This is a genomic window from Pseudomonas sp. PAMC 29040 (assembly GCF_003994535.1).
Lineage (GTDB): Bacteria > Pseudomonadota > Gammaproteobacteria > Pseudomonadales > Pseudomonadaceae > Aquipseudomonas > Aquipseudomonas paraversuta.
Map to the genome: position 1 here is coordinate 220230 of NZ_RZAA01000005.1, position 23044 is coordinate 243273.

19 protein-coding genes and 3 tRNA genes are annotated in these 23044 nt (G+C 58.0%); 7 read left to right on the forward strand and 15 right to left on the reverse strand.

Translation table 11 applies throughout. The annotated features are described in order from the left end of the window. Positions 1–43: 43 nt before the first annotated feature. The 5 genes from tsaA to rimO all read right to left on the reverse strand — a co-directional run bounded on the left by tsaA (position 44) and on the right by rimO (position 4086). Positions 44–739 (reverse strand): tRNA (N6-threonylcarbamoyladenosine(37)-N6)-methyltransferase TrmO, encoded by a 696-nt coding sequence (tsaA, locus tag WG29040_RS11005; RefSeq protein ID WP_127196140.1) that lies wholly within the window; start codon positions 737–739, stop codon positions 44–46. Positions 740–865: 126 nt separating this feature from the next. Further along, entirely contained in the window at positions 866–1327 is a 462-nt protein-coding gene (locus WG29040_RS11010; protein WP_003443012.1) for a DUF1456 family protein, read from the reverse strand. 76 nt (positions 1328–1403) lie between these two features. Next, a complete protein-coding gene (locus WG29040_RS11015) occupies positions 1404–2114 on the reverse strand; it encodes an rRNA pseudouridine synthase (RefSeq protein WP_003443011.1) in 711 nt (236 codons plus the stop codon). A 71-nt stretch (positions 2115–2185) separates the two neighbouring features. Further along, positions 2186–2650, reverse strand: coding sequence for a GNAT family N-acetyltransferase (locus WG29040_RS11020; protein ID WP_010655688.1), 465 nt, complete (start codon positions 2648–2650; stop codon positions 2186–2188). A gap of 98 nt (positions 2651–2748) precedes the next feature. Next, positions 2749–4086, reverse strand: coding sequence for a 30S ribosomal protein S12 methylthiotransferase RimO (gene rimO, locus WG29040_RS11025; protein WP_003443009.1), 1338 nt, complete (start codon positions 4084–4086; stop codon positions 2749–2751). A gap of 291 nt (positions 4087–4377) precedes the next feature. Between rimO and WG29040_RS11030 the strand changes: the two genes are divergently transcribed. Further along, positions 4378–6279 (forward strand): potassium transporter Kup, encoded by a 1902-nt coding sequence (locus WG29040_RS11030; protein WP_127196141.1) that lies wholly within the window; start codon positions 4378–4380, stop codon positions 6277–6279. A gap of 82 nt (positions 6280–6361) precedes the next feature. Here WG29040_RS11030 and WG29040_RS11035 read toward each other — a convergent pair whose 3' ends face one another. The 5 genes from WG29040_RS11035 to WG29040_RS11055 all read right to left on the reverse strand — a co-directional run bounded on the left by WG29040_RS11035 (position 6362) and on the right by WG29040_RS11055 (position 11196). After that, positions 6362–7642: a virulence factor family protein gene (locus WG29040_RS11035; RefSeq protein ID WP_127196142.1), complete on the reverse strand. Its 1281-nt coding sequence runs from the start codon at positions 7640–7642 to the stop codon at positions 6362–6364. Then, the gene (gene mprF / locus WG29040_RS11040; RefSeq protein ID WP_127196143.1) at positions 7642–10284 is read right to left on the reverse strand and encodes a bifunctional lysylphosphatidylglycerol flippase/synthetase MprF; all 2643 of its coding nucleotides are present in this window, start codon (positions 10282–10284) and stop codon (positions 7642–7644) included. The genes WG29040_RS11035 and mprF overlap by 1 nt, the downstream gene beginning before the upstream one ends. 260 nt (positions 10285–10544) lie before the next feature. Next, a tRNA-Met gene (locus WG29040_RS11045) sits at positions 10545–10621 on the reverse strand. A 160-nt stretch (positions 10622–10781) separates the two neighbouring features. After that, a tRNA-Met gene (locus tag WG29040_RS11050) sits at positions 10782–10858 on the reverse strand. 261 nt (positions 10859–11119) lie between these two features. Next, positions 11120–11196 (reverse strand) — tRNA-Met (locus tag WG29040_RS11055). Positions 11197–11484: 288 nt separating this feature from the next. On the opposite strand from WG29040_RS11055, the gene dinB reads away from it, so the two are divergent. Then, positions 11485–12546 (forward strand): DNA polymerase IV, encoded by a 1062-nt coding sequence (gene dinB, locus WG29040_RS11060; RefSeq protein WP_003443002.1) that lies wholly within the window; start codon positions 11485–11487, stop codon positions 12544–12546. Here the strand turns inward: dinB and WG29040_RS11065 are convergent. From WG29040_RS11065 to WG29040_RS11080, 4 genes are all read right to left on the reverse strand, one after another. Then, positions 12543–13496, reverse strand: a complete 954-nt coding sequence (locus tag WG29040_RS11065; protein WP_003442999.1) for a hypothetical protein — start codon at positions 13494–13496, stop codon at positions 12543–12545. The genes dinB and WG29040_RS11065 overlap by 4 nt on opposite strands. A gap of 17 nt (positions 13497–13513) precedes the next feature. After that, positions 13514–15229: a proline--tRNA ligase gene (locus WG29040_RS11070; RefSeq protein WP_003442995.1), complete on the reverse strand. Its 1716-nt coding sequence runs from the start codon at positions 15227–15229 to the stop codon at positions 13514–13516. Positions 15230–15331: 102 nt separating this feature from the next. Beyond that, positions 15332–16876, reverse strand: coding sequence for an AmpG family muropeptide MFS transporter (locus tag WG29040_RS11075; RefSeq protein WP_003442994.1), 1545 nt, complete (start codon positions 16874–16876; stop codon positions 15332–15334). Positions 16877–16918: 42 nt separating this feature from the next. After that, positions 16919–17272 carry an MGMT family protein gene (locus WG29040_RS11080; RefSeq protein WP_127196144.1) on the reverse strand — a complete coding sequence of 118 codons (354 nt, stop codon included), beginning with the start codon at positions 17270–17272 and terminating at the stop codon, positions 16919–16921. A 166-nt stretch (positions 17273–17438) separates the two neighbouring features. Between WG29040_RS11080 and WG29040_RS11085 the strand changes: the two genes are divergently transcribed. Then, on the forward strand, positions 17439–18452 hold the full coding sequence (locus WG29040_RS11085) for a DUF481 domain-containing protein (RefSeq protein ID WP_003442992.1): 1014 nt from the start codon (positions 17439–17441) through the stop codon (positions 18450–18452). A 111-nt stretch (positions 18453–18563) separates the two neighbouring features. Here WG29040_RS11085 and WG29040_RS11090 read toward each other — a convergent pair whose 3' ends face one another. Beyond that, a complete protein-coding gene (locus WG29040_RS11090; protein WP_060781731.1) occupies positions 18564–19322 on the reverse strand; it encodes an SDR family oxidoreductase in 759 nt (252 codons plus the stop codon). Positions 19323–19422: 100 nt separating this feature from the next. On the opposite strand from WG29040_RS11090, the gene WG29040_RS11095 reads away from it, so the two are divergent. From WG29040_RS11095 to groL, 4 genes are all read left to right on the forward strand, one after another. Further along, positions 19423–20148, forward strand: coding sequence for a HugZ family protein (locus WG29040_RS11095; protein WP_127196145.1), 726 nt, complete (start codon positions 19423–19425; stop codon positions 20146–20148). Between the two features lie 71 nt (positions 20149–20219). Next, a complete protein-coding gene (locus WG29040_RS11100) occupies positions 20220–20693 on the forward strand; it encodes an FxsA family protein (protein ID WP_003442984.1) in 474 nt (157 codons plus the stop codon). A 242-nt stretch (positions 20694–20935) separates the two neighbouring features. Next, on the forward strand, positions 20936–21229 hold the full coding sequence (locus WG29040_RS11105) for a co-chaperone GroES (RefSeq protein WP_003442977.1): 294 nt from the start codon (positions 20936–20938) through the stop codon (positions 21227–21229). A 49-nt stretch (positions 21230–21278) separates the two neighbouring features. After that, on the forward strand, positions 21279–22922 hold the full coding sequence (gene groL / locus WG29040_RS11110; RefSeq protein WP_003442974.1) for a chaperonin GroEL: 1644 nt from the start codon (positions 21279–21281) through the stop codon (positions 22920–22922). Positions 22923–23044 lie beyond the last annotated feature (122 nt).

The window sequence follows — 23044 nt, forward strand, 5'->3', positions numbered from 1 at the left end:
AATGTGGGAGCTGGCTTGCCAGACTCCCACATTTTGTTTGCGGCTATTGCTTCGGGATCACTTCCAGCACACGTATCACATCCGGCTGCGGGTAATGCCAGCGTACGTCCAGATCCCAAATGCGGGCACCGTATTCGCGCTCTGGAGCAGGAATCTGGTAGGCCGGGCGTGGGTCCTGGGCCAGGCATTGTTCAATCAGCTCCACCAGCGGCTCTTGCAGGCGCAGGGCCTGGCTGTGTGCCTGTTGCAGGGCAGAGTCAGTCCAGTGCACGGGAATCAGCACCGGCGCGGCGCTGGCCATGCTGTTGCTGGCACTATCGATGATATCGGCGTAGGGCACGTACGGTTTGATGTCGAGAATAGGCGTCCCGTCCAGCAGGTCAATTCCCGAGATAAACAGCCGACCGGCTTCAACCCTGTCCAGCTTCACCACGGACTGGCCTATGCCATTGGGGCGATGGGTGGCGCGGGTGGCAAACACCCCCAGCGACTTGTTGCCCCCCAGGCGCGGCGGACGCACCTTGAGCCGGGGTTTGTCTTCCAGTGCCTGATGGAACACAAACAGCAGCCAGACATGGCTGACCTGCTCCAGGCCCTGCACGGCATCGCCTTGATCGAAGGGCGCGACCAGCTCCAGCACGCCACGGGCGGCCGGGGCCAGTTGCGGCTGGCGCGGAATGGCGAATTTCTCTTTGAAGCAAGAGCGCACAAAACCGATCGGGGAGACGCTGTAGGTCAAAAGTCATGCCTCTGTAGGAGCGAGCTTGCTCGCGATCGCATCACTGCGGTTATCCAGAACAATCGGGTTGTCTGCATCGCAGGCAAGCCAGTTCCTACAGGATTTATGGCGCCTGAAGGCCGAGTATCAGCCGCGAATGCGCAGGGTCAGACCCTTGAGGAAGTTGCGCAGCAACTGGTCGCCACAGGTGCGGTAGTTGGTGTGGCCGAATTTACGGAACAGGGCGCTCAGCTCGGGCTTGGAGACTGGAAACTCCGAAGCCTTGAGGATGGCGTGCATGTCGTCTTCCTTGAGTTCAAAAGCGACGCGCAGTTTTTTCAGGATCACGTTGTTGGTCACCGGCACTTCAATCTTGACCGCTGGACGGCTGTCATCCTTGCCGCGCTTGAAAATCACCAGACCATCAAGGAAGTGCGCCATCACTTCGTCAGGGCAGCGCACAAAACCTTCTTCTTCGTCTTTTTTCAGGTAGGTCAGGACGTCTTCTTTAGTGACGTCCAGGCCACCCAGTTTGATGATTTCCACGACCTTGTTGTCGCTGATGTCGAGCATGTAGCGCACGCTGCGCAGTACGTCGTTATGAATCATTTGGTCAATCCTGATATTCAGCAGTGAGCACCGCAGGCGTTGCTGCGGTGTCGAAATGTTCGGGGCGGTGCGCTATTTAGAACTTTTCTTTGGTCGTCATGTAGCGCCATTGGCCTGTAGGCAGCTTGCCCATCGAGACCCCGCCAATGCGAATTCGGCGCATGGAAATGACGGTAAGGCCTACAGCCTGACAGAACAGTGCAATAACGCCCGGTTGAGGGTTTTTCATTGCAAAGCGTAGGCGGTTTTCACTCTGCCAGCTGGCTTTAACCGCAGGCAGCTCGCGACCTTTGTAGGTCATGCCGTGATTGAGCCGGTTCAAACCGTGGGGAGCCATCTCGCCAGAGACTTCGACCACGTATTCCTGCTCGATTTTGTTGGCGTCGGCGGTCAGCTTGCGGACGATTTTCCAGTCCTGGGTAAACACCAGCAGGCCGCTGGCGTTGGCCTGGAGTTCGTTGCCAACGCTCAGGCGCAGAAAGTGGCCCTTGAGCGGACGCTTGCCGTAGCGGTGCTCTTCGCTCAGTGACTCGGGGCCGATCAGGGCCATGGCGCTGTCAGTATCAAGGCCTGGCGGAGCGTTCAGCAAAATGGTCACAGGCTCGGGGGCCGTGGCCTTGGCTTGCGGGTCCAGCTCGACTTTTTGGTTGTCGACCTTGAATTGCGGCTCGTCGATGACTTCGCCATCTACCGTGACCCAGCCACCTTCAATGAACAGTTCGGCCTCACGGCGGGAGCAGCCGACGAGTTCGATGAGGCGTTTGGAGAGACGTATCGGTTCAGACATGACAGGGGCCGTAAAGGAATTGGGCGGCTATTGTACCCGCCTGGCGCCGGTTAAGCCCGGCAACATTTGCCTTATGCGCGTGTTGGGCGCTTATACCGCAGGTGCAGTAGCGGATAAGGCTGGCCCATGCCGTCTTTTTCGCTGCGCCCGACCACCTCAAAGCCCTGCTTGAGGTAAAAGCCGATGGCTTGCGGGTTTTGCTGATTGACGTCCAGTGCCTGTGCATTCAGTTCGTCGATGGCGAATTTGAGCAGGCACTTGCCAATGCCCTGGCCCCGGAAGTGCGGGTGGATGAAGAGCATTTCAACCTTGCCCGCAGCTACTCCGGCAAAACCGCTGATGCGTTTGCTGACAGGATCCTTGCAGCAGATCAGCATCACGGCGTCCAGATACTGGTCTTTGACCAGTTGGCGCAGTTGTTGAATATAACTGTCGGGCAAAAAGTCATGGGTGGCGCGAACCGAGGCTTCCCACACGTCGGTCAATTCTTCGAAGTCCGTAAGGCGGGGTGTATGGATAGCCCATTTCTGTTGCATCGTGCATGTCTCCTGACGATGGAAGCGACAGGTTTACGATAGCCGTAAAAAAAGCCCTGACGCCAGGGCGGCAGGGCTTTTTGAGACGCGGTCGCTGTTTAGATGACTTCAGCCCACAAGTCATACTCGTCAGCATCGGTCACACGGCACATGATCTTGTCGCCGGGCTTGATGTCTTTTTCGGTGGCGATAAATACGTTGCCGTCGATTTCCGGAGCGTCGAAGAAGCAACGGCCAACAGCGCCTTGCTCGTCTACTTCGTCAATCAGGACTTCGATTTCCTTACCGATTTTCATCTGCAGGCGGGCCGCGCTGATGGCCTGCTGGTGGGCCATGAAGCGGTCCCAGCGGTCCTGCTTGATGTCATCCGGCACGATGGCCGCGTCCAGCAAATTGGCCGGAGCACCTTCCACAGGGGAGTACTGGAAGCAGCCTACGCGATCCAGTTGTGCTTCTGTCAGCCAGTCGAGCAGGTACTGGAAGTCCTCTTCGGTCTCGCCCGGGAAGCCGACAATGAAGGTCGAGCGGATGATCAGGTCCGGGCAGATGACGCGCCAGTTCTTGATGCGGGCCAGGGTCTTGTCTTCAAATGCCGGGCGCTTCATGGCCTTGAGCACTTTCGGGCTGGCGTGCTGGAACGGGATGTCCAGGTACGGCAGGATCTTGCCGGCGGCCATCAGCGGAATCAGCTCGTCAACGTGCGGGTACGGGTAAACGTAGTGCAGGCGTACCCAGACACCCAGCGAGCTCAGTGCTTCGCAGAGTTCGGTCATGCGGGTCTTGACCGGCGCGCCGTTCCAGAAACCGGTACGGTATTTCACGTCTACGCCATAGGCGCTGGTGTCCTGGGAAATCACCAGCAGCTCTTTGACGCCGGCCTTGACCAGGCGCTGGGCTTCGTCGAGGACGTCGCCTACCGGGCGGCTGACCAGTTTGCCGCGCATCGACGGGATGATGCAGAAGCTGCAGCTGTGGTTGCATCCTTCGGATATCTTCAGGTACGCGTAGTGACGCGGCGTCAGTTTGACACCTTGAGGCGGCACCAGGTCGATCAGCGGGTTGTGGTTCAGGTTGGGCGGCACGGCGTCGTGCACGGCGTTGACCACTTGCTCGTACTGCTGCGGGCCGGTGACGGCCAGCACGCTCGGGTGAACATTGCGGATGGCGCTTTCTTCCACGCCCATGCAGCCGGTCACGATAACCTTGCCGTTTTCCTTGATGGCTTCACCAATCACTTCCAGTGATTCAGCCTTGGCGCTGTCGATGAAACCGCAGGTGTTGACCACCACGACATCGGCGTCCTGGTAGGTAGAGACGACATCGTAGCCTTCCATACGCAGCTGCGTGAGGATGCGTTCGGAGTCGACCAGGGCTTTGGGGCAACCCAGGGAGACGAAGCCGACCTTGGGGGCGGCTGGCGTGGTAACGGTGGACATGGCGAACCTCGGTATGTAGTGACGTTACATGCCCGTAAAGGCTGCACGACGAACGGGCGCTTGATGCGCCTCTGATCAAAAAAAGTGCGCAATTTTAGCTATGGTCAACGCAGTTGACCAGCGTTATACAGGGATTTACGACGAGTGCTGCGCTATGCTGCGCGCCGTTGCGAAAATAGGGTTTTTAAACAGCGTAATTTCGTCAATGTGAGTCGGAAAATCAGCGCATGCTGCTGATCAAAAGTGGCGCAAACCATTAAGAAGCACGGTCCGTGATCGTAGGAGTGGTTGATGGGGCAGGTAAGTAGTCAGGCTGCAGAAGACGGTCACGCAAAGGTAAAGCCCATCGGGATGCTGGTTGCTGCAGTTGGCGTGGTGTACGGCGATATCGGCACCAGTCCGCTGTACACCCTTAAAGAGGTGTTTTCGGGCGGCTACGGAGTACAGGTCAGCCACGATGGCGTGTTCGGCATTTTGGCGTTGATCCTGTGGTCGCTGATCTGGGTCGTGTCGATCAAGTACGTTCTGTTTATCCTGCGGGCCGACAACGAGGGCGAGGGCGGGATCATGGCCCTTACCGCGTTGGCGCGACGGGCTGCTGCGCCTTATCCCAGGCTGCGCTCGGTGCTGGTCATTCTGGGGTTGATCGGGGCTTCGCTGTTTTACGGCGACAGCATGATCACTCCGGCGATCTCGGTACTGTCTGCCGTCGAAGGGCTTGAGCTGGCGTTCACCGGGCTGGAGCGCTGGGTGGTGCCCCTGTCCCTGGTCATCCTGATTGCGCTGTTTTTGATCCAGCGCCGGGGTACCGCCATGCTGGGCAAGCTGTTTGGCCCGATCATGGTGCTGTGGTTTGTGGTGCTGGGCGGACTCGGGATACACGGCATCTTGCAGCATCCTGAAGTGCTGAACGCGCTGAACCCGGTGTGGGGTGTACGTTTCTTTGTCACTCACCCGGGCATGGGCGTTGCCATTCTGGGCGCCGTGGTGCTGGCTTTGACGGGGGCCGAAGCGCTGTATGCCGACATGGGGCACTTCGGGCGCAAGCCGATTGCCCGGGCCTGGTTCATTCTGGTATTGCCGGCGCTGGTGCTGAACTACTTCGGCCAGGGGGCTTTGTTGCTGGAAAACCCGGAGGCGGCCCGCAACCCTTTCTATCTGTTGGCACCCAGCTGGGCATTGATCCCGCTGGTGGGCCTGGCTACGCTGGCGACCGTGATTGCATCCCAGGCCGTGATTTCCGGTGCGTTCTCCTTGACCCATCAGGCCATTCAGCTGGGTTATGTACCGCGTATGCATATCCAGCACACCTCCAGTGCCGAGCAGGGGCAGATTTATATCGGAGCAGTGAACTGGTCCTTGATGGTCGGGGTTATTTTGCTGGTGCTGGGCTTTGAGTCCTCCGGCGCTCTGGCTTCGGCCTATGGTGTGGCCGTGACCGGGACCATGCTGATCACCAGTATTCTGGTATCGGCGGTGATGCTGCTGCTGTGGAAGTGGCCGCCAGTTCTGGCGGTCCCGGTGTTGATCGGCTTTCTCCTGGTGGACGGCCTGTTCTTTGCCGCCAACGTGCCGAAAATTGTCCAGGGCGGTGCATTCCCGGTACTGGCGGGGATTGTGCTGTTCATCCTGATGACCACCTGGCGGCGCGGTAAACAGCTATTGGTCGACCGTCTTGATGAAAGCGCGTTGCCGCTACCGCTATTCATCAGCAGCATTCGGGTGCAGCCGCCGCATCGGGTACAGGGTACGGCCGTGTTTCTGACCGCCCGGCCAGATGCCGTGCCCCACGCGCTGCTGCACAACCTGTTGCACAACCAGGTGCTGCATGAGCAGGTGGTATTGCTGACCGTGGTCAACGAAGATTCGCCGCGGGTGCCTGCCCAGAGGCGTTTCGAGGTGGACTCCTATGGCGACGGCTTCTTCCGGGTGATCTTGCACTTCGGCTTTATGGATGAGCCGGATGTGCCTGAAGCGTTGAAACTGTGCCATCTCGACGAGCTGGATTTCAGTCCTATGCGCACCACCTACTTCCTGAGCCGGGAAACGGTGATTGCCTCCAAGATTGTGGGCATGGCGCGTTGGCGCGAGACGCTGTTTGCCTTCATGCTGAAGAACGCCAACGGCAACCTGCGATTCTTCAGGCTGCCCGTCAACCGGGTAATTGAGCTGGGAACCCAGGTCGAGATGTAGCGCTGTCGAGATGACCAAAAAAAGCCCCGGTTCGTGAGAACCGGGGCTTTTTTGTTGCTGACTGCTGCAGGGTTGCGGGGGGTTACGGTGCGGTTGCCTGATGCTTCTTGATGACGTCTACCAGGCGCTGGGCCAGAGCCGGGTAGTTCTCGTCAAAGTGATGGCCCCCTGGCAGCTTCATGCTTTCACCGACGGCGGTCTTGGCAGTGCAGCCGCTTTCATCGACTTCTTCCGCGCCATAAATGCACACCACTTTGGCGGCAGGCAGCCTGGACATCTCTTCGCCGGTATCGGCTTCTGCGCCGGCTTTGCCAAGCCAGCCGTCGACGTGGATTTCAAAGCTGCCGCTACGGGCAAAAGCCAGCAGGATGATGGCGTCAACGCGCTTTTGCTCGGCTTCAGGCAGGCGGTTGAAGGTGGCAGGCAACACGTCGGCACCAAATGAATAGCCGACCAGTACAAAGCGCTGGGTACCCCACTTTTGCCGATAGTGCTGCATCAGCTCGGTCAGATCGGTAGCGCTTTGCTCCGGGGTCTTGTGCTGCCAGTAGTAGCGCAGCATGTCGATGCCGACCACCGGGTAGCCGATCTTCGCCATCTCGCCGGCCACGTCGCGGTCCAGGTCGCGCCAGCCGCCGTCACCGGACAGGAACAGGGTCACGGTGCTGTTTTGCTGGCCGGCCGGTACTTCGACCACAGGCATGTTCAGCCCGCCGTTTTCATCCCCCACCAGTATTTTGCGCAGCTCATTGCTGAGTACTTGGGGGTAGTGAATGTCGTAGTCGCTGATGCTGGTCTGAGCATTCGGTTGATCGCGTACGAAGGCGGCGCTCGGGTCGTCAGGGTTGTCGTTCCAGGCCACCAGCCAATTGCCGTGTGCCGCCGACTTGGGCAAGGGCAGGGTGCAGCCGGGTTGTTCGAGCATGAAACCGACTGACACGGCTTGTGCCTTGTCATCGGTTTGCCCGGCCAGCCAGCGCCAGGCCAGGGTTGCGCCAGGACCTATGCCACTGACCAGCGTGGCAGGGCCGTCAAGCTGTTGCAGTGCGTTCTGCAGGGCCTGTTGCTGCAGGGTGCAATCTTCCTTGGGCAGGATCACCTGCACCAGTTGTGCTTTGCCGCCACGGCTCAAGGCCATCAGCTGGGTGTCGCTCAGTGCTTCTTCGACCGGAGTGGCTATTACGATCCGGGCCCTGGCTTTCTGGCCGGGTATCACTTTGGTCAGGGTCGAGCCGTCGGTTTGGCTCAGGTGTTCTATCGTCGGTTCCGGGGCAGGACGACTCCAGAACCAGTAGCCGCCTGCTGCAAGCGCGACCAGAACTATCAAGGTAAGCAATAAAAACCGCCAGGAACGATGTTTCATTAACGTTTCACCAATCCAGTCAAGCCGCCTGCAATCAGGGCGGCGGTATCAGCCAGTGCCACCAGCGGATCAAGTCCTGCGGGCACGGCCATATAACGAGGTTCCCAGTCAGGCTGGAATTTGTCTTTAAAGCGACGCAAACCCTGGAAGTTGTACAGGTGCTCGCCGCGCTGGAACAACATCGACCCCAGACGCTGGGTCAAAGGCGCTCCGCGACGCGGTTGCAGACCGGACAGGGGTACCATTCCCAGGCTGAAACGTGCGTATCCATGCTTTTTATAATGTTGAATCAGGCCGACCATCATGAATTCCATGGTCAGTTTTGGGGCCTCCGGGTGGGCGCGCATCAGGTCGAGGCTCGACAGTTCATGACTGTGGGTCTCAAGCAGGTTGGCGAAAGCCACCGGTTTGCCTTCAAAGCGGATAATGGCCACGCGAAAGTGCTTGATGTACTCGGTGCTGAATCTTCCGAGGGAAAAGCCTTTTTCGCGCACGTTCTTGCCCGTCAGCCAGGCATCGGAAATCACCTTGAGCTCATCCATCGGCGCCTCTCCCGGCTCATGGATTTCCAGTGACAGGCCATCACGTGTGCCGCGATTCCAGGTGTAGCGCAGGTCTTTCATCTCTTTGCCTTTGGCTTCGAGATCAAAACGGTGCAAGTCGACCCGGGCTTCTTCGCCGAGTTTGATCGCGGTCAGGCCAATGTCCATATAGAACGGCAGGTTCTCGGCACGCACTTGATAAAACACCGGCCGGGCGTGGTAGATATCGCACAGGTCACGGAACTGCCAGATCAGCTCGGCCCGGGGCTGGTTAGGCCCGATAGGGTCATACAGTGCCACCAGGCTGCGGCCTCGGCGGGCGTACATCAGGAAGGCGTTGTCGTCCGGATGGAACAGCAGGGCCTTGTCGCCGGTCAGGGCCAGGCCGCCATCGGGCTGATCGGAGGCCAGGAGGATTTTCTCGGCCCTTTCCAGCTCCCCGGCGTCCGGCAAGTGGATTACCGGGCGCGCGGTGCGCAGCAGCCAGGTCAGCGAAACAATCACCAGCAGCACTGCCGCGCCCATCAGTGAGCGCAGGCCCCGCGGGGCGTCAGAATCAAGGGTGAACTGCCACCACAGCTGATGGCTATAAGGAACGTCTTGATAGGCGAACAGCAGCAGCCAGATAGAGGCACCCAGGACGCAAATGCTGGCCACCAGATACAGTGGCGAAAAGGGTAGTTCGGTCAGGCGGCTCGGGCGGTAGAACGAGCGGCGAAACAGTCCCAGCAGGCTGGCGGTGAGAACCAGAATGGAGGCTTCCTCCCAGTCAAAGCCTTTGAGCAGGGAAAGCACGGCGCCCACCAGCAGCAAAATGGTGGTCAGCATCCAGGCTGCCGACAAGCGCCGGCGCAGGCCCTGGGCCAGTAGCAGGCACAGAACCCCGATCAGGCTGGCGCCGAAGTGCGAGGCGTCAATCAGGCGATGGGGGATCAGGAAGCCGATGTGTTCCAGGCGGGTGTCGATCTCGGGAGTGGCGCCCGAGAACAGCAAAACCACCCCGGACATAAACACCAGCACAGCCAGGACCGGTGCCGCGAGGCCTGAGGCCACCCGCAGGCTTTGGCGGGTATGAATCAGTCGTTGGGCTTCGTTGATCAGCAGCATCAGGCATGCGACCAGCAGCGGCATGATCACATAGATCATGCGATACAGCAGCAGGGCCGCAGCCAGGGGGGCGGCACCCAGCTGGTTGGCAAAGGCGGCAAGCAAGATGGCTTCAAAGACTCCGACGCCGCCCGGCACATGGCTGAGTACGCCGGCAGCCAGCGCCAGCAGATAAACCAGCAGGAATGGACCAAAAGGCGGTGCTTCAGGCAGCAATAAATACAGGACTGTGGCCGCAGCGGCGACATCCAGTGCCGTAATGACCAGCTGCAACAGGGTCAGGCGCGGGCTTGGCAGACGCAGCGTGCGGCGTCCGGCCTTTACCAGCAGGTTGTCGGGGATCGGCTGCTCGGGCAGGCGACGTCGATAAATACCCAGCGCCAACAAACCGAATAACGCCAGAACCGCAAAAGCGATCGCCCCCAATAGATAGGCGGGAATATGCAAGGCGGCGGAGGCCGCAGGCAGGTTGCTCAGGGTTGCCAGCGCCGCCAGGGGCGGTAGTGCGCAGCCCAGGGACAGGCTGGCAAACAGCGTCATATGGGCGACTTCAGAGGCGCCAACACCATGTCGTGCATACAGGCGATAACGCACAGAGCCGCCGGACAACAGTGACAGGCCGATGGCGTTGCCAATGGCAAAGGCGGTAAAGCCCCCCAGAGCCAGGGTTTTGGGGGGTAGCTTGACCCCTGCATAACGACTGGCGGACCACTCGTAGCCGAGCAAAATCACGAATCCTGCGGCCGTCGCAGCCAGGGCGCCGAGGAGGGCGGGCTTGGGGACTTCCAGAATTGAGTCTTGCAGGGCATATAGATCAAGCTCGCTGAGCAGATGCCGGCACGCGATCAGCGCAATCGCAAACAACAGTAAAGTGAGTGCAAGGCCAATGGGTTGACGGTATTTGCTCAACAAATCCAGCCAGCGCAAACGAGTTGCGGCAATCGGGTGGGCTGCTGTAACGGCTTCTTTAAGTTCTGGCGAGTTATCGGGCATCAATCACCTCGTGGATCGTGCGCGACAGGATGGGGGCATAAACTCAAGTTACCAATCCTTTTGGTTAAAGTTTTTCAAAATATTGCCAGTTGTTTGTCTGAGGTTCAGGTTTGGCGTTTGAAAAAAAGGTAATTGCCGGCCCACAGCATAGTCGAACGGATTTTCAGAAATATGATGTTTATTTTTCGCTGGTCGTCTATTGCAGACTTTTCGAGCACGCACAAAAAAGGCCACTCTTTCGAGTAGCCTTTTTTGATGTTTGGTTGCGGGAGCCGGATTTGAACCGACGACCTTCGGGTTATGAGCCCGACGAGCTACCAGACTGCTCCATCCCGCGTCTGTGGGGTGGATTCTACAGCGAATCGCCGGGCTGTCAACCCCTGAATCTCGTAAGCGATTGAAATGTCCGGATTTAATCCTGCTCCTCCGGTCGGGGAGGGGGAGCAAAAACACCCGGGCACAAAAAAGGCCACTCTTTCGAGCAGCCTTTTTATGTTTGGTTGCGGGAGCCGGATTTGAACCGACGACCTTCGGGTTATGAGCCCGACGAGCTACCAGACTGCTCCATCCCGCGTCTGTGGAGCGCACTCTACAGTGATGCGGTGGGGAGTCAACCTTTAATGCGAAAATGCACTAAATAAGATCAATGCAGCTGGTTTTCAGGCGACGGCCTGATCCTGGTCGGCTCGATCCTGCAGGAGAGCTCCCCGGTCTTCAAGATTGTTGCGCTGTACAAGGGGAGAGGTTGTTGCGAGCAGATCGCTCTTTGTGCGGCGGGTCATAAAACAGGCGCGCACAAAAAAGGCCACTCTTTCGAGTAGCCTTTTTCGATGTTTGGTTGCGGGAGCCGGATTTGAACCGACGACCTTCGGGTTATGAGCCCGACGAGCTACCAGACTGCTCCATCCCGCGTCTGTGGGGTGGATTCTACAGCGATACGCTGGGCTGTCAAACCTTAATTTAGAAAAAAGTGTTCTGGTTCAATCGCTTAGATAAAAGTGCGGGTTATAAAAACGGCTACAGGGCAGGTAGCGTATGGGGTCCAGCTCTATTAGAGGGTGTAATTCGATTAGAAAAACAAATTCATGAGCGGTATTTCCCACGCCTGTCGGGGAGAATCCACACTACTGGTGCTATATACAGTTCCCGGTGACATACTGATCTTCTGTATTGCCTACCCTATAAAGAACACCGCCCTACATGACCCAGCGCAAAATCATCCATGTCGACTGTGACTGTTTCTACGCCGCTATTGAAATGCGTGATGATCCGAGTCTGGCGAACAAGCCCATGGCAGTCGGGGGCTCGGCTGACCATCGTGGGGTTATTTCTACCTGTAACTATGAAGCGCGGGCTTTTGGCGTGCGTTCGGCGATGGCGTCCAGACATGCACTGAAATTGTGTCCGGATCTGGTCATCGTCAATGGCAGGATGGATGCCTATAAAGAAGCCTCCAGAGAGATACACGGCATCCTGCGTGATTACACCGAGCTGATTGAGCCGCTGTCGCTGGATGAGGCCTATCTGGATGTGTCTGACAGTCCGCATTTTGCCGGCAGCGCTACGCGTATCGCCCAGGATATCCGGCGCCGTGTGTCCAACCAGTTGCACATCACCGTGTCTGCCGGTGTGGCGCCCAATAAATTCCTGGCCAAGATCGCCAGTGACTGGAAGAAACCCAACGGACTATTCGTGATCACTCCGGATCAGGTCGAGGATTTTGTCTCGGCGTTGCCGGTCAATAAGCTGCATGGGGTGGGCAAAGTCACGGCCGACAAGCTTGGACGGCTGGGGATTGAAACCTGCCTGCAATTGCGGGACTGGAACAAGCTGGCGCTGGTGCGTGAATTCGGTAGTTTCGGTGAGCGATTGTGGGGTTTGGCACGCGGGATAGATGAGCGTCTGGTGCAGAGCGACAGCCGACGTCAGTCGGTCAGTGTTGAAAATACCTACGATACGGATTTGCCTGATCTGGCCAGCTGTCTAAGCAAACTCCCCGAGCTGCTCGCGACCCTTAATGGACGCATTGCCCGCATCGACAGCAGTTATCGTCCCGGCAAGCCGTTCGTTAAAGTGAAATTTCACGATTTCACCCAGACCACACTGGAGCAGTCCGGTGCGGGGCTTGATCTTGAGAGTTACCAGGATTTATTGAGTCAGGCATTTGCACGCGGTTCCAAGCCCGTTCGATTGCTCGGGCTTGGTGTGCGTTTGCAGGACTTGAACAACGGGTTTGAACAGCTGGAGCTGTTCAGGCGTTAGCTGATCCCGGGATCAGCCACCAGCCGACCGGCATTTTTGGTCAAGGATTGAAGGAATTCACGTTGTAACTCGGGATCGTTACGGGTGAGTTCGATCAGGCTTTGTTCCAGTTCGCTGGCTTCTTCTTCCAGACCCAGTTCCGACAGGCGCTTGACCCGATGCACCCATTGGTTGACGTCGTCACCCTCAAGGTCGTCGTAGATCAAGTTGTGCGCTTCCAGCAGCTTTCCGCGCAGGCCACTGCTGATCGACAGGGTCGAGTCCGAGTGGGTCTCGTCCTGGGCATCCTCAACCATGATGGTTAATTTGCCGATGTGATTCAGGTCCTGCTCGGCAAAAGGGCTGTCCAGCAGGTTGAGGCGCAACACGCCATTGCGGTCGGTGGTGAGTTCGTGGGTCTGTTTGCCGGCTTTTACCACCACCGGACGCTCAGCCCATGGCAGGCTCGAATACTCCAGGCGCTTGTCGCGCTGAACATCCTCGATCCCTGCCAGGTTCTGCTCGGCGCGACCGTGGGACTGTACGTTCATCGCCGGGTTCACGCCGGCGAAACCGTAGTTGATCCAGTCTTTGGTCACGCTGTCAGGCAGTTGCCCAAACATGAACACGTTCAGCACATTGGCGCCCACCCCGGCGACAATCGCCACCGCACCCAGTGGCACTTCATAGATCTCGCGCCAGGGCTGATAGGGCGTGTAGCGGTCGTAATGACGGGTGACATCGAACTCAGTGACTTCAAAAGTCTTTTGTTCGTTGATGCGCACACGGCGTTGCGGCAGCTCCAGCACCGAAGGTGAACCGACATCAATCTGCAGGCTGTGGGCCAGTAGTTTGCGCTCGATGCGCTCCTCGTGTTCGCTGCGTTGCGACATGTGATTGGCACAGCCGCTCAGCAGCAGGGCGCCGCACATGGCGGCGCCCCCGAGGGTCAGGGTGTTTCGATTGAACATGACGTCTCTATCTGGATTCAGCGGCTGATGCGCGCCTGAAGGAATGCAAGGACATCGGCAACGGGCAGGGCTTGCGCTTCTGCTTCGGTACGGCTCTTGTATTCCAGGTTGCCTTCGGCCAGGCCACGGTCACTGACGACGATCCGGTGCGGAATACCGATCAGTTCCATGTCGGCGAACTTGATGCCAGGGCTGGTTTTCTTGTCGCGGTCGTCCAGCAGAACTTCAAAACCGGCGGCCGTGAGTTGGGCGTAAAGGTTGTCAGTCGCTTCGCGAACGGCTTCGGTTTCATAGCGCAGTGGTACCAGTGCCACCTGGAAAGGTGCCAGGGCATCGCTCCAGATAATGCCGCGCTCGTCGTTGTTCTGCTCGATGGCAGCAGCGACCACACGGGAAACCCCAATGCCGTAGCAGCCCATTGCCAATGTCACGGGCTTGCCGTTCTCGCCCAGTACCTGGCACTTCATCGCTTCGCTGTACTTGGTGCCCAGCTGGAAGATGTGACCGACTTCGATACCGCGTTTGATTTCCAGCGTGCCTTTGCCGTCCGGGCTCGGGTCGCCAGCCACCACGTTGCGCAGGTCGGCAACGGTAGGTACAGGCAGATCGCGCTCCCAGTTCACGCCGAAGTAGTGCTTGTCATCGATGTTGGCACCGACGCCGAAGTCGCTCATCAGCTCGACCGAACGATCAATGATGCATGGCAGTGGCAGGTTCAGCGGGCCCAGGGAGCCTGCGCCTGCGCCAATGGCGTCACGCAATTCTGCGTCCGAAGCCATGGTCAGCGGGCTGGCCACCAGCGGATGGTTACCGGCCTTGATTTCGTTCAGCTCGTGATCGCCGCGAATGACCAGTGCGATCAGTTTGCCTTCTTCGGCAGCGTGAACGATCAGGGTCTTGACGGTTTTCTCGATCGCCAGGTTGTAGCCTTCAACCAGTTGAGCAATGGTCTTGGCGTCAGGCGTGTCGACCAGGCGCAGTTCTTCGGTGGCTGCCGCGCGCGAGGTTTCAGTCGGGATGGCTTCGGCTTTTTCGATGTTGGCCGCGTAGTCCGAAGCATTGCTGAACACGATGTCATCTTCGCCAGACTCGGCCAGCACGTGGAATTCGTGGGAGCCAGCACCGCCGATGGAGCCGTTGTCAGCTTCTACCGGGCGGAAGTTCAGGCCCAGACGGGTGAATACATTGCAGTAGGCCTGGTGCATGCGGTCATAGGTGACCTGCAGCGAAGCGTTGTCGGCATGGAACGAGTAGGCGTCCTTCATGATGAATTCGCGGCCGCGCATCAAACCGAAGCGCGGACGGATTTCGTCACGGAATTTGGTCTGGATCTGGTACAGGTTGATCGGCAACTGTTTATAGCTGTTCAGCTCGTTGCGGCACAGATCGGTGATGACTTCTTCGTGGGTCGGGCCCACGCAGAATTCGCGGCCGTGGCGATCCTTGAGGCGCAGCAACTCGGGACCGTACTCTTCCCAGCGGCCGGATTCCTGCCACAACTCAGCCGGTTGAATGCTCGGCATCAGCACTTCGAGAGCGCCGGCTGCGTTCATTTCTTCGCGAACAATGGCTTCGGCCTTGCGCATGATCCGCAGGCCCATGGGCAGCCAGGTGTACAGGCCGGAAGCAAGTTTGCGAATCATGCCGGCGCGCAGCATCAGCTGATGGCTGATAACGACCGCGTCGGAAGGCGTTTCTTTCTGTGTGGCGAGCAAATATTGACTGGTGCGCATGGTTAGTCGTTGCCGTGCTGATGACTAGAAATGACTGGGCATTGTACGGCCGAGATGGGTTGGCGTACAGGGCGGACGGGGGAGCTGGAATCCCCCGGGCTGTTACGGGACTTTTTCGAGATTTACCGGGGGGTTGAGGCGTGCCCGGCGGCTTTCCTGATACCAGTGCAGACTGATCAGCAGCAGGGTGGGGACCCCCATGACGGCAGTGATGATGAAGAAGTTGTGATAACCGAACTTTTCCACCAGGACCCCTGAATAACCGCCCATCAGACGCGGTAGCAGCAGCATGATTGAGCTGAGCAGGGCGTATTGGGTGGCGGAAAACTTGAGGTTGGTCAGGCTCGACAGGTACGCCACGAACGCCGAAGTCGCCAGGCCGGAGCTGAAGTTGTCCAGTGAAATGGTGACAACCAGCATCTGCAGGTTGGGGCCCATGTCGGCCAGCAGCATAAACAGCAGGTTGGTGCCTGCCGAAGCCGCACCGCCAATCAGCAGGATCGGCAAGATGCCGAACCGCACGATCAGCAAGCCGCCCATGCCGGCGCCAACCAGGGTCATGATCAGGCCGAAAATCTTGCTCACGCCTGCGATCTGATCCTTGGTGAACCCTTGGTCGATGTAGAAAACGTTGGCCATGACCCCCATGACGGTGTCCGACATGCGATAGGTGGCGATCAGCCCAAGCAGCAGAAAGGCTTGCCAGCGATACCGCAGGATAAAGTCGTTGACCGGTGTCAGCACCGGCGCGAGTCCGCGACGGCCTATGGACGACAGGCAGAGCACAGTGAGCAGGGTGTAGAGGATGGCGCGCAGAAAAGCCCGGTCTTCGAGTACCAGGTTGACCGGGCTCACGCCTTCAAACAATACCCCGGCAAAGTCGGTGTTATAGAGCTGGGTGAACATCGCCGGAACCGAGACCAGGAGCACGATCAGGACAAAAACCGACGCCAGCTGGTGACCAAAGCTATAACGTCCTGCCTGCAGCTGGGTGCGTAGTGGTACCGGTGGTTCGCGCATGAAAAAGGTGGTCAGCAGCGCCGGAACCATCAGCAGGCCGAAGAGCACATAGGTGCCGGTCCAGGCGGAGTGCTTATAGTTGAAGCCCGTTGAACCGAAACCTTCGGCAAAAAACAGGGCGCCAGCAGTGGCCAGCAAGGCCGCCACCCGGTAACCGGACATGTAGCTGGCTGCCAGCGCGGCCTGACGGCTGTCGTCGGCAATTTCCAGGCGGTAGGCGTCCACGGCAATGTCTTGGGTGGCAGACGCGAACGACACGACAACAGCAATGGCAATCAGCCAGGAAAGATGTTTTTGCGGGTCGCAAAAGCCCATGCCGATCAGGCCGAGGATCACCAGGGTCTGGGACAGCACCAGCCATGAGCGGCGTCGGCCAAGTTTTCCGAGGAGCGGCAGGCGCCATTGATCGAGCAGCGGCGACCACACCCATTTAAAGGCGTATGCCAGACCGATCAGGCTTGCATAGCCAATAGTTTCCCGAGCCACACCGGCTTCGCGCAACCAGACAGAAAGCGTTGAAAACACCAGCATGTACGGTAAACCGGCGGCAAAACCGAGCAGCAACAGTACAAGGGTTGAGGGGCTGGAATAGGCAGCTAGCGCTTCGCGCCAGGTTTTACGGGGCATGGACTCGAGTCTGCCTCTGATTGCGGAATCAAAGGGCGCACTCTAACCGTAGTGCTCTATCGGGCGCCAGCCATGGCGTTGTAAATCCACCCGACTATTCACAATCATCAGGCCTTCGCTGCGCAAACGCGCCCGCTGCTCATCACCTGAGGGGCTACCTGCTGGCAAACTGATGCGCCCCCCGGCGGCCAGTACCCGGTGCCAGGGCAGGCGGGAACCTTCGGGCAGCTGGCTGAGCGTGCGCCCCACCCAGCGTGCCGCCCGGCCCAGGCCCGCCAGTTCGGCGAGCTGGCCATAGGTCACCACATAACCCGGGGGAACCTGCATGAGTGTCGAATACAACGCCGTACGGCGGATTTCGGCGGGGGATGGCTGGGGGCTGGTGGCTGTATTCATAGGTGAACCGGATTAAGTGACAGGACCTTAAAAAATAAAGCAGATGCTTTGTTCATCGATCCCGGGAAATGAACTACAGGGGATACATCCGGTCTTTCTTTGCCTGGGGTGTGTCCATCAGGATAATGCCGGCACTTTTTCGCAAATCTGAGTTTCGCATCTGCTTATGTTGTCCAGAACCCTGTTATGCCTTGCTGTCTTGAATGTGTCTACGCCTTTGCTTGCCGATACAGTGTGGTTGAAAAATGGTGACCGCCTGAGCGGCAAGATCAAAGTGTTTGATGGTGGCAAGTTGCTCATTCAGACCGAATACGCAGGGACTATTCCCGTTGACTGGAAGCAAGTCAAAACCCTGGAAAGCGATCAGGAATTGCTGGTCAAGCAGGATGCTTATGTTGGCGAGAAGGCCAAGTCGCTAACGGCGGCAGGGGACGGCAAGGTCACCCTGGCCAACGGAGAAGCACCGAAAACGGTAGAACTGTCCAGCATCGAGCAGATCATCAAGCCCAAGCCAGTGATTGAAGATCTGGTCTGGAAGGGTAACGTCGATGTCGCGCTGGACTACAAGCGTGCCGAGAAAAAGACCGACGACTACGACATCGACTTCAAGACCACTGCCCGCCATGGGGCCTGGCGTCACCATGCCGAAGGTGAGTACAACCGCGAGTTCCAGAACGACGTGGTGACCACCGATAACTGGAGCGCCGAATATGCCCTTGACCATTTCATTGACGAAAAATGGTACTGGCAAGGCCGGCTGACCTACAAAAGAGACAAAGTGGAAGACATTTCCCGCCAGCGCACTGTGGGTACTGGCCCGGGCTACCAGTTCTGGGATGACGAGCTGGGGTCTTTCTCCCTGGGTTCACTGTTGAACCGCACTGACTATGAATACTCCGACGGCCAAAAGGACAACTTCTACTCATTGGCCATGAAGTGGGACTACAACCGCTTTCTGTTGGGCAAAACGGTTTCGCTCTTCACCAACGGAGAGTTGGGCAAGCCTCTGGAAGGCGCTTCGGATTACAGCCTGGATGCCGAAATCGGCCTGCGTTACAAAGTCACCGAGTGGGCTTCGTTAAACCTCAAGGCTGAAAAAGATCTGATCGGCAGCGGTGGGGGCAATGACAATACCCTCAACAAAACCCGCTACAGCGCGGGTTTTGGCGTGACCTGGTGATTGTCTGAGCGCTGGGCCAGGCAGTGGGCGCCGGCTTGCCGGCGATACGGATAACCCGCTTGCTCTAATGCCTGAGCGAGCAAGCGGGCCTCCTGCAGCAGGCGGAGCAGGTTAGATGCGCAGACCGCCATCGAGCTCCAGAATCCGCCCGCTGTAGTAGTCGTTCTCAAAGATGTAGGCCGCCGAATGGGCGATTTCTTCGACTTTGCCCATGCGCTTGAGGGGAATGCCGGCAGTCATTTTTTCCAGGGCTTCGGGTTTCATGCCCAGGGTCATTTCGGTTTCGATGAAGCCGGGGGCAATTCCGGCAACGCGAATGCCGTACCGCGCCAGTTCCTTGGCCCAGGTGACTGTCGCAGCCGCTACCCCGGCCTTGGCCGCAGAGTAGTTGGTTTGCCCGACGTTACCTGCGCGCGAGATCGACGAGATATTGATGATCGCGCCCTGCTGGTTCAGCTCGATCATTTTTGCCGCCACCTCACGGGTGCACAGGAAAACCCCGGTCAGGTTGACGTCGATTACCGCCTGCCATTGCGCCAGACTCATCCTGGTCATGACGCCGTCCTTGACCTTCAGCAACAGGCCGTCGCGCAAGATCCCGGCGTTATTGATCAGGCCGTTGATCGCACCAAAGTCTTCTGCAATTTGGGTAACGGTCCGGGTAACCTGCTCTTCGTCCGCGACATTGCACAGATAGGCCCGGGCCTCGACGCCCTGAGCCTGGCAAGCTGCCACGGCCAGTTCGAGTTTTTCCGGGTTCAGGTCAACCAGCGCCAGTCTGGCGCCCTTGGCCGCCAGATACTCGGCCATGGCACGACCAAGTCCTTGGCAACCGCCAGTGATAATGATTACTTTGTCTTTCAGTTGCATAACAGCCCTCGGCAGCAAATCAGAGTGAGTCCTCGCAGGCCTTTGAAATGCGCCCTGAACTCGTCCGTTTTCGGCGGATTTTTTATTAAGGAGTCACAAGTTGAGCGTTGAAGCTGCCAAGCATGCCCGAGAATTACTGCTCAAGGAATACCGTGGCGCCTTGTCCACCCTCTCCAAAGCCATGCCGGGATTTCCCTTCGGGTCAGTGGTGCCTTACTGCCTGGACGAACAGGGCCGGCCGCTGATCCTGATCAGCCGGATTGCCCAGCACACCCACAACTTGCGCAAGGATCCCAAGTGCTCGCTGATGGTGGGCGAGCGGGGCGCTGAAGACGTTCAGGCGGTCGGTCGACTGACCTGTCTGGCCGAAGCCGAGCAATTGACCGGGGCCGAGGCCATTGAAGCCGCCGCCGAGCGTTACTACCGCTACTTCCCCGAGTCGCGCAGCTATGACACCGCTCACGCTTTCGACTTTTGGGTGTTGAACCCGGTACGCCACCGTTATATCGGCGGTTTTGGCGCCATTCACTGGCTCGACCAGGTGACTTTGCCCAACCCCTTTGCCGGAGCCGCCGAGCAACGGATGATTGAGCATATGAACAGTGACCATGCCAGTGCCATTGCGCATTACGTCGAACTGGCAGGGCTGCCCCGCACCGAACCGGCGCAGATGGTCGGTATCGACAGCGAAGGCATGCACTTGCGTATTGGTGACGGCCTTTACTGGCTGGGCTTTGCTGAAGCCTGCAATACTTCGACACAAGTACGCGAAGCCTTGGTTTTTCTGGCCCGCGCGCAGGAGTGGCCGAAAAAACAGACGGCATAGCCTTGAATTCAGGAAGGCGCGCCGTCATCTAAGCTGGGTTGGAAGATATTCTTCCGGAGAGGAATCATTCGATGCGCGCTTTTCTATTGCTCTTTCTGTTGTTTCCAGTGCTAGAGCTGTACGTCTTTTTCAAGGTCAGCACCGCTATAGGGTTTTTCCCGGCGTTGCTGCTGATCATTGCCGGCTCCATGCTGGGTGTTCTGGTGGTACGCGTTGCAGGTTTGGCCACAGCCCTGAGGGCCCGTGAAAGCCTGAGTCGTGGCGAGTTGCCGGCCCAGCAAATGCTGGAAGGTCTGATGCTGGCTCTGGGTGGCGGCCTGATGGTGCTCCCGGGCTTCATCAGTGACATCGCGGGTCTGTTGCTGCTGTTCCCGCCGGTGCGTCGTTTTCTGGTTAACCGTCTGCGCAAGCGTGCAGAGGAACAGGCCATCCGTCAGCGTGCATTTGCCGATGAATTTGCAGCGCAGAGCCGACCCGGTACACACCAGCCCCTGGGCCGTGAGCCGAACGTGATTGAAGGCGAGTTCGAACATCGCGACAAGTAAGGTTTTGACGTTTTCCACACGGCACCCTGGGTGCCGTGTTTGTTTTCAGGGATTGCACAGGGCTAAAAATTTCATTGGCGTGCCCTTGTAATCAGTTGATACGCCCTTATGTAACGGACACCGCAGGGTTTTGCTGGCAACAGCAGGCACCTTTGAGCGAATCGCACCCGGCATTTCCGGACTTGCAAACCCCGCCGGTTTTAACATCGGCCGATGAACACCACAATTAGGAGAGATCGACAATGAAGCTTCGTCCTCTGCATGACCGCGTCGTAATCCGTCGCAGCGAAGAAGAAAAGAAAACCGCTGGCGGTATCGTTCTGCCGGGTTCAGCTGCCGAAAAAGCCAACAGCGGTGAAATCATTGCCGTGGGTACTGGTCGCGTTCTGGACAACGGTGAAGTACGTGCGCTGGCTGTGAAAGTGGGTGACAAGGTTGTGTTCGGCCCTTACTCCGGCAGCAACACTGTAAAAGTCGACGGCGAAGACCTGCTGGTTATGGCTGAGAACGAGATTCTCGCTGTAATCGAAGGCTGATCTCCCGCTCCTTTTCCCGTTACTACAAAGTATTTAAGGAAGAACGAACATGGCTGCTAAAGAAGTTAAATTTGGTGATTCCGCCCGCAAAAAAATGCTCGCCGGTGTAAACGTCCTGGCTGACGCAGTAAAAGCGACCCTGGGTCCTAAAGGCCGTAACGTGATCATCGAGAAGAGCTTCGGCGCTCCGACCATCACCAAGGACGGCGTTTCTGTTGCCAAAGAAATCGAACTCAAAGACCGTTTCGAAAACATGGGCGCGCAGCTGGTTAAAGACGTTGCTTCCCGTGCTAACGATGACGCAGGCGACGGTACTACCACTGCAACCGTTCTGGCTCAGTCGATCGTCAACGAAGGCCTGAAAGCCGTCGCTGCCGGCATGAACCCGATGGACCTGAAACGCGGCATCGACAAGGCGACCATCGCCATTGTCAAAGAGCTGAAAACCCTGGCCAAGCCATGCGCTGACAGCAAGGCAATCGCTCAGGTAGGTACCATCTCTGCCAACTCCGACAGCTCCATCGGCGACATCATTGCCGAAGCCATGGAAAAAGTCGGTAAAGAAGGCGTGATCACTGTTGAAGAAGGCTCGGGCCTGGAAAACGAACTGTCTGTAGTTGAAGGCATGCAGTTTGACCGTGGCTACCTGTCCCCGTACTTCGTCAACAAACCAGAAACCATGACTGCCGAGCTCGACGGTCCGCTGATCCTTCTGGTCGACAAAAAAATCTCCAACATCCGTGAACTGCTGCCAGTTCTGGAAGCTGTTGCCAAAGCCGGCCGTCCGCTGCTGATCGTTTCCGAAGACGTTGAAGGCGAAGCCCTGGCGACTCTGGTTGTGAACAACATGCGCGGTATCGTTAAAGTCGTTGCTGTTAAAGCACCTGGCTTTGGTGACCGTCGCAAGGCAATGCTGCAGGACATCGCTGTTCTGACTGGCGGTACCGTTATCTCCGAAGAGATCGGTCTGAGCCTGGAAAGCGCTACCCTGGAACACCTGGGTAATGCCAAGCGCGTAACCGTAACCAAAGAAAACACCACCGTTATCGACGGTGCTGGCGTTGAAGCAGACATCCAGGCTCGCGTGACTCAGATCCGTGCCCAGGTAGCTGACACTTCGTCCGACTACGACCGTGAAAAACTGCAAGAGCGTCTGGCCAAGCTGTCCGGCGGCGTTGCAGTGATCAAGGTTGGCGCTGGTTCCGAAGTAGAAATGAAAGAGAAGAAAGCCCGCGTTGAAGACGCCCTGCACGCTACCCGTGCAGCCGTTGAAGAAGGCGTGGTACCTGGCGGTGGCGTGGCACTGGTTCGCGCTCTGCAAGCAATCGCTGACCTGAAAGGCGACAACGCTGATCAGAACGTAGGTATCGCTCTGCTGCGTCGTGCTGTTGAAGCACCTCTGCGCCAGATCGTTGCCAACTCCGGCGACGAGCCAAGCGTAGTTGTCGACAAAGTGAAGCAGGGTTCGGGTAACTACGGTTACAACGCAGCCACTGGCGAATACGGCGACATGATCGAAATGGGTATCCTTGACCCGGCCAAAGTGACTCGTTCGGCTCTGCAGGCAGCTTCTTCGATTGCCAGCCTGATGATCACCACCGAGGCGATGATCGCTGAGATCCAGGACGACAAGGCAGCTGGCGGCGGTATGCCAGACATGGGCGGCATGGGTGGTATGGGCGGCATGATGTAAGCCGGCTTTACCCCGAAACGCAAAAGCCCCGCCTGAGCAATCAGGCGGGGCTTTTTTGTGTCTGAAGAAACAGTTGAACCCTGCAGGAGCGAGCTTTAAAAGCTCGCTCCTGCAGGGAAATG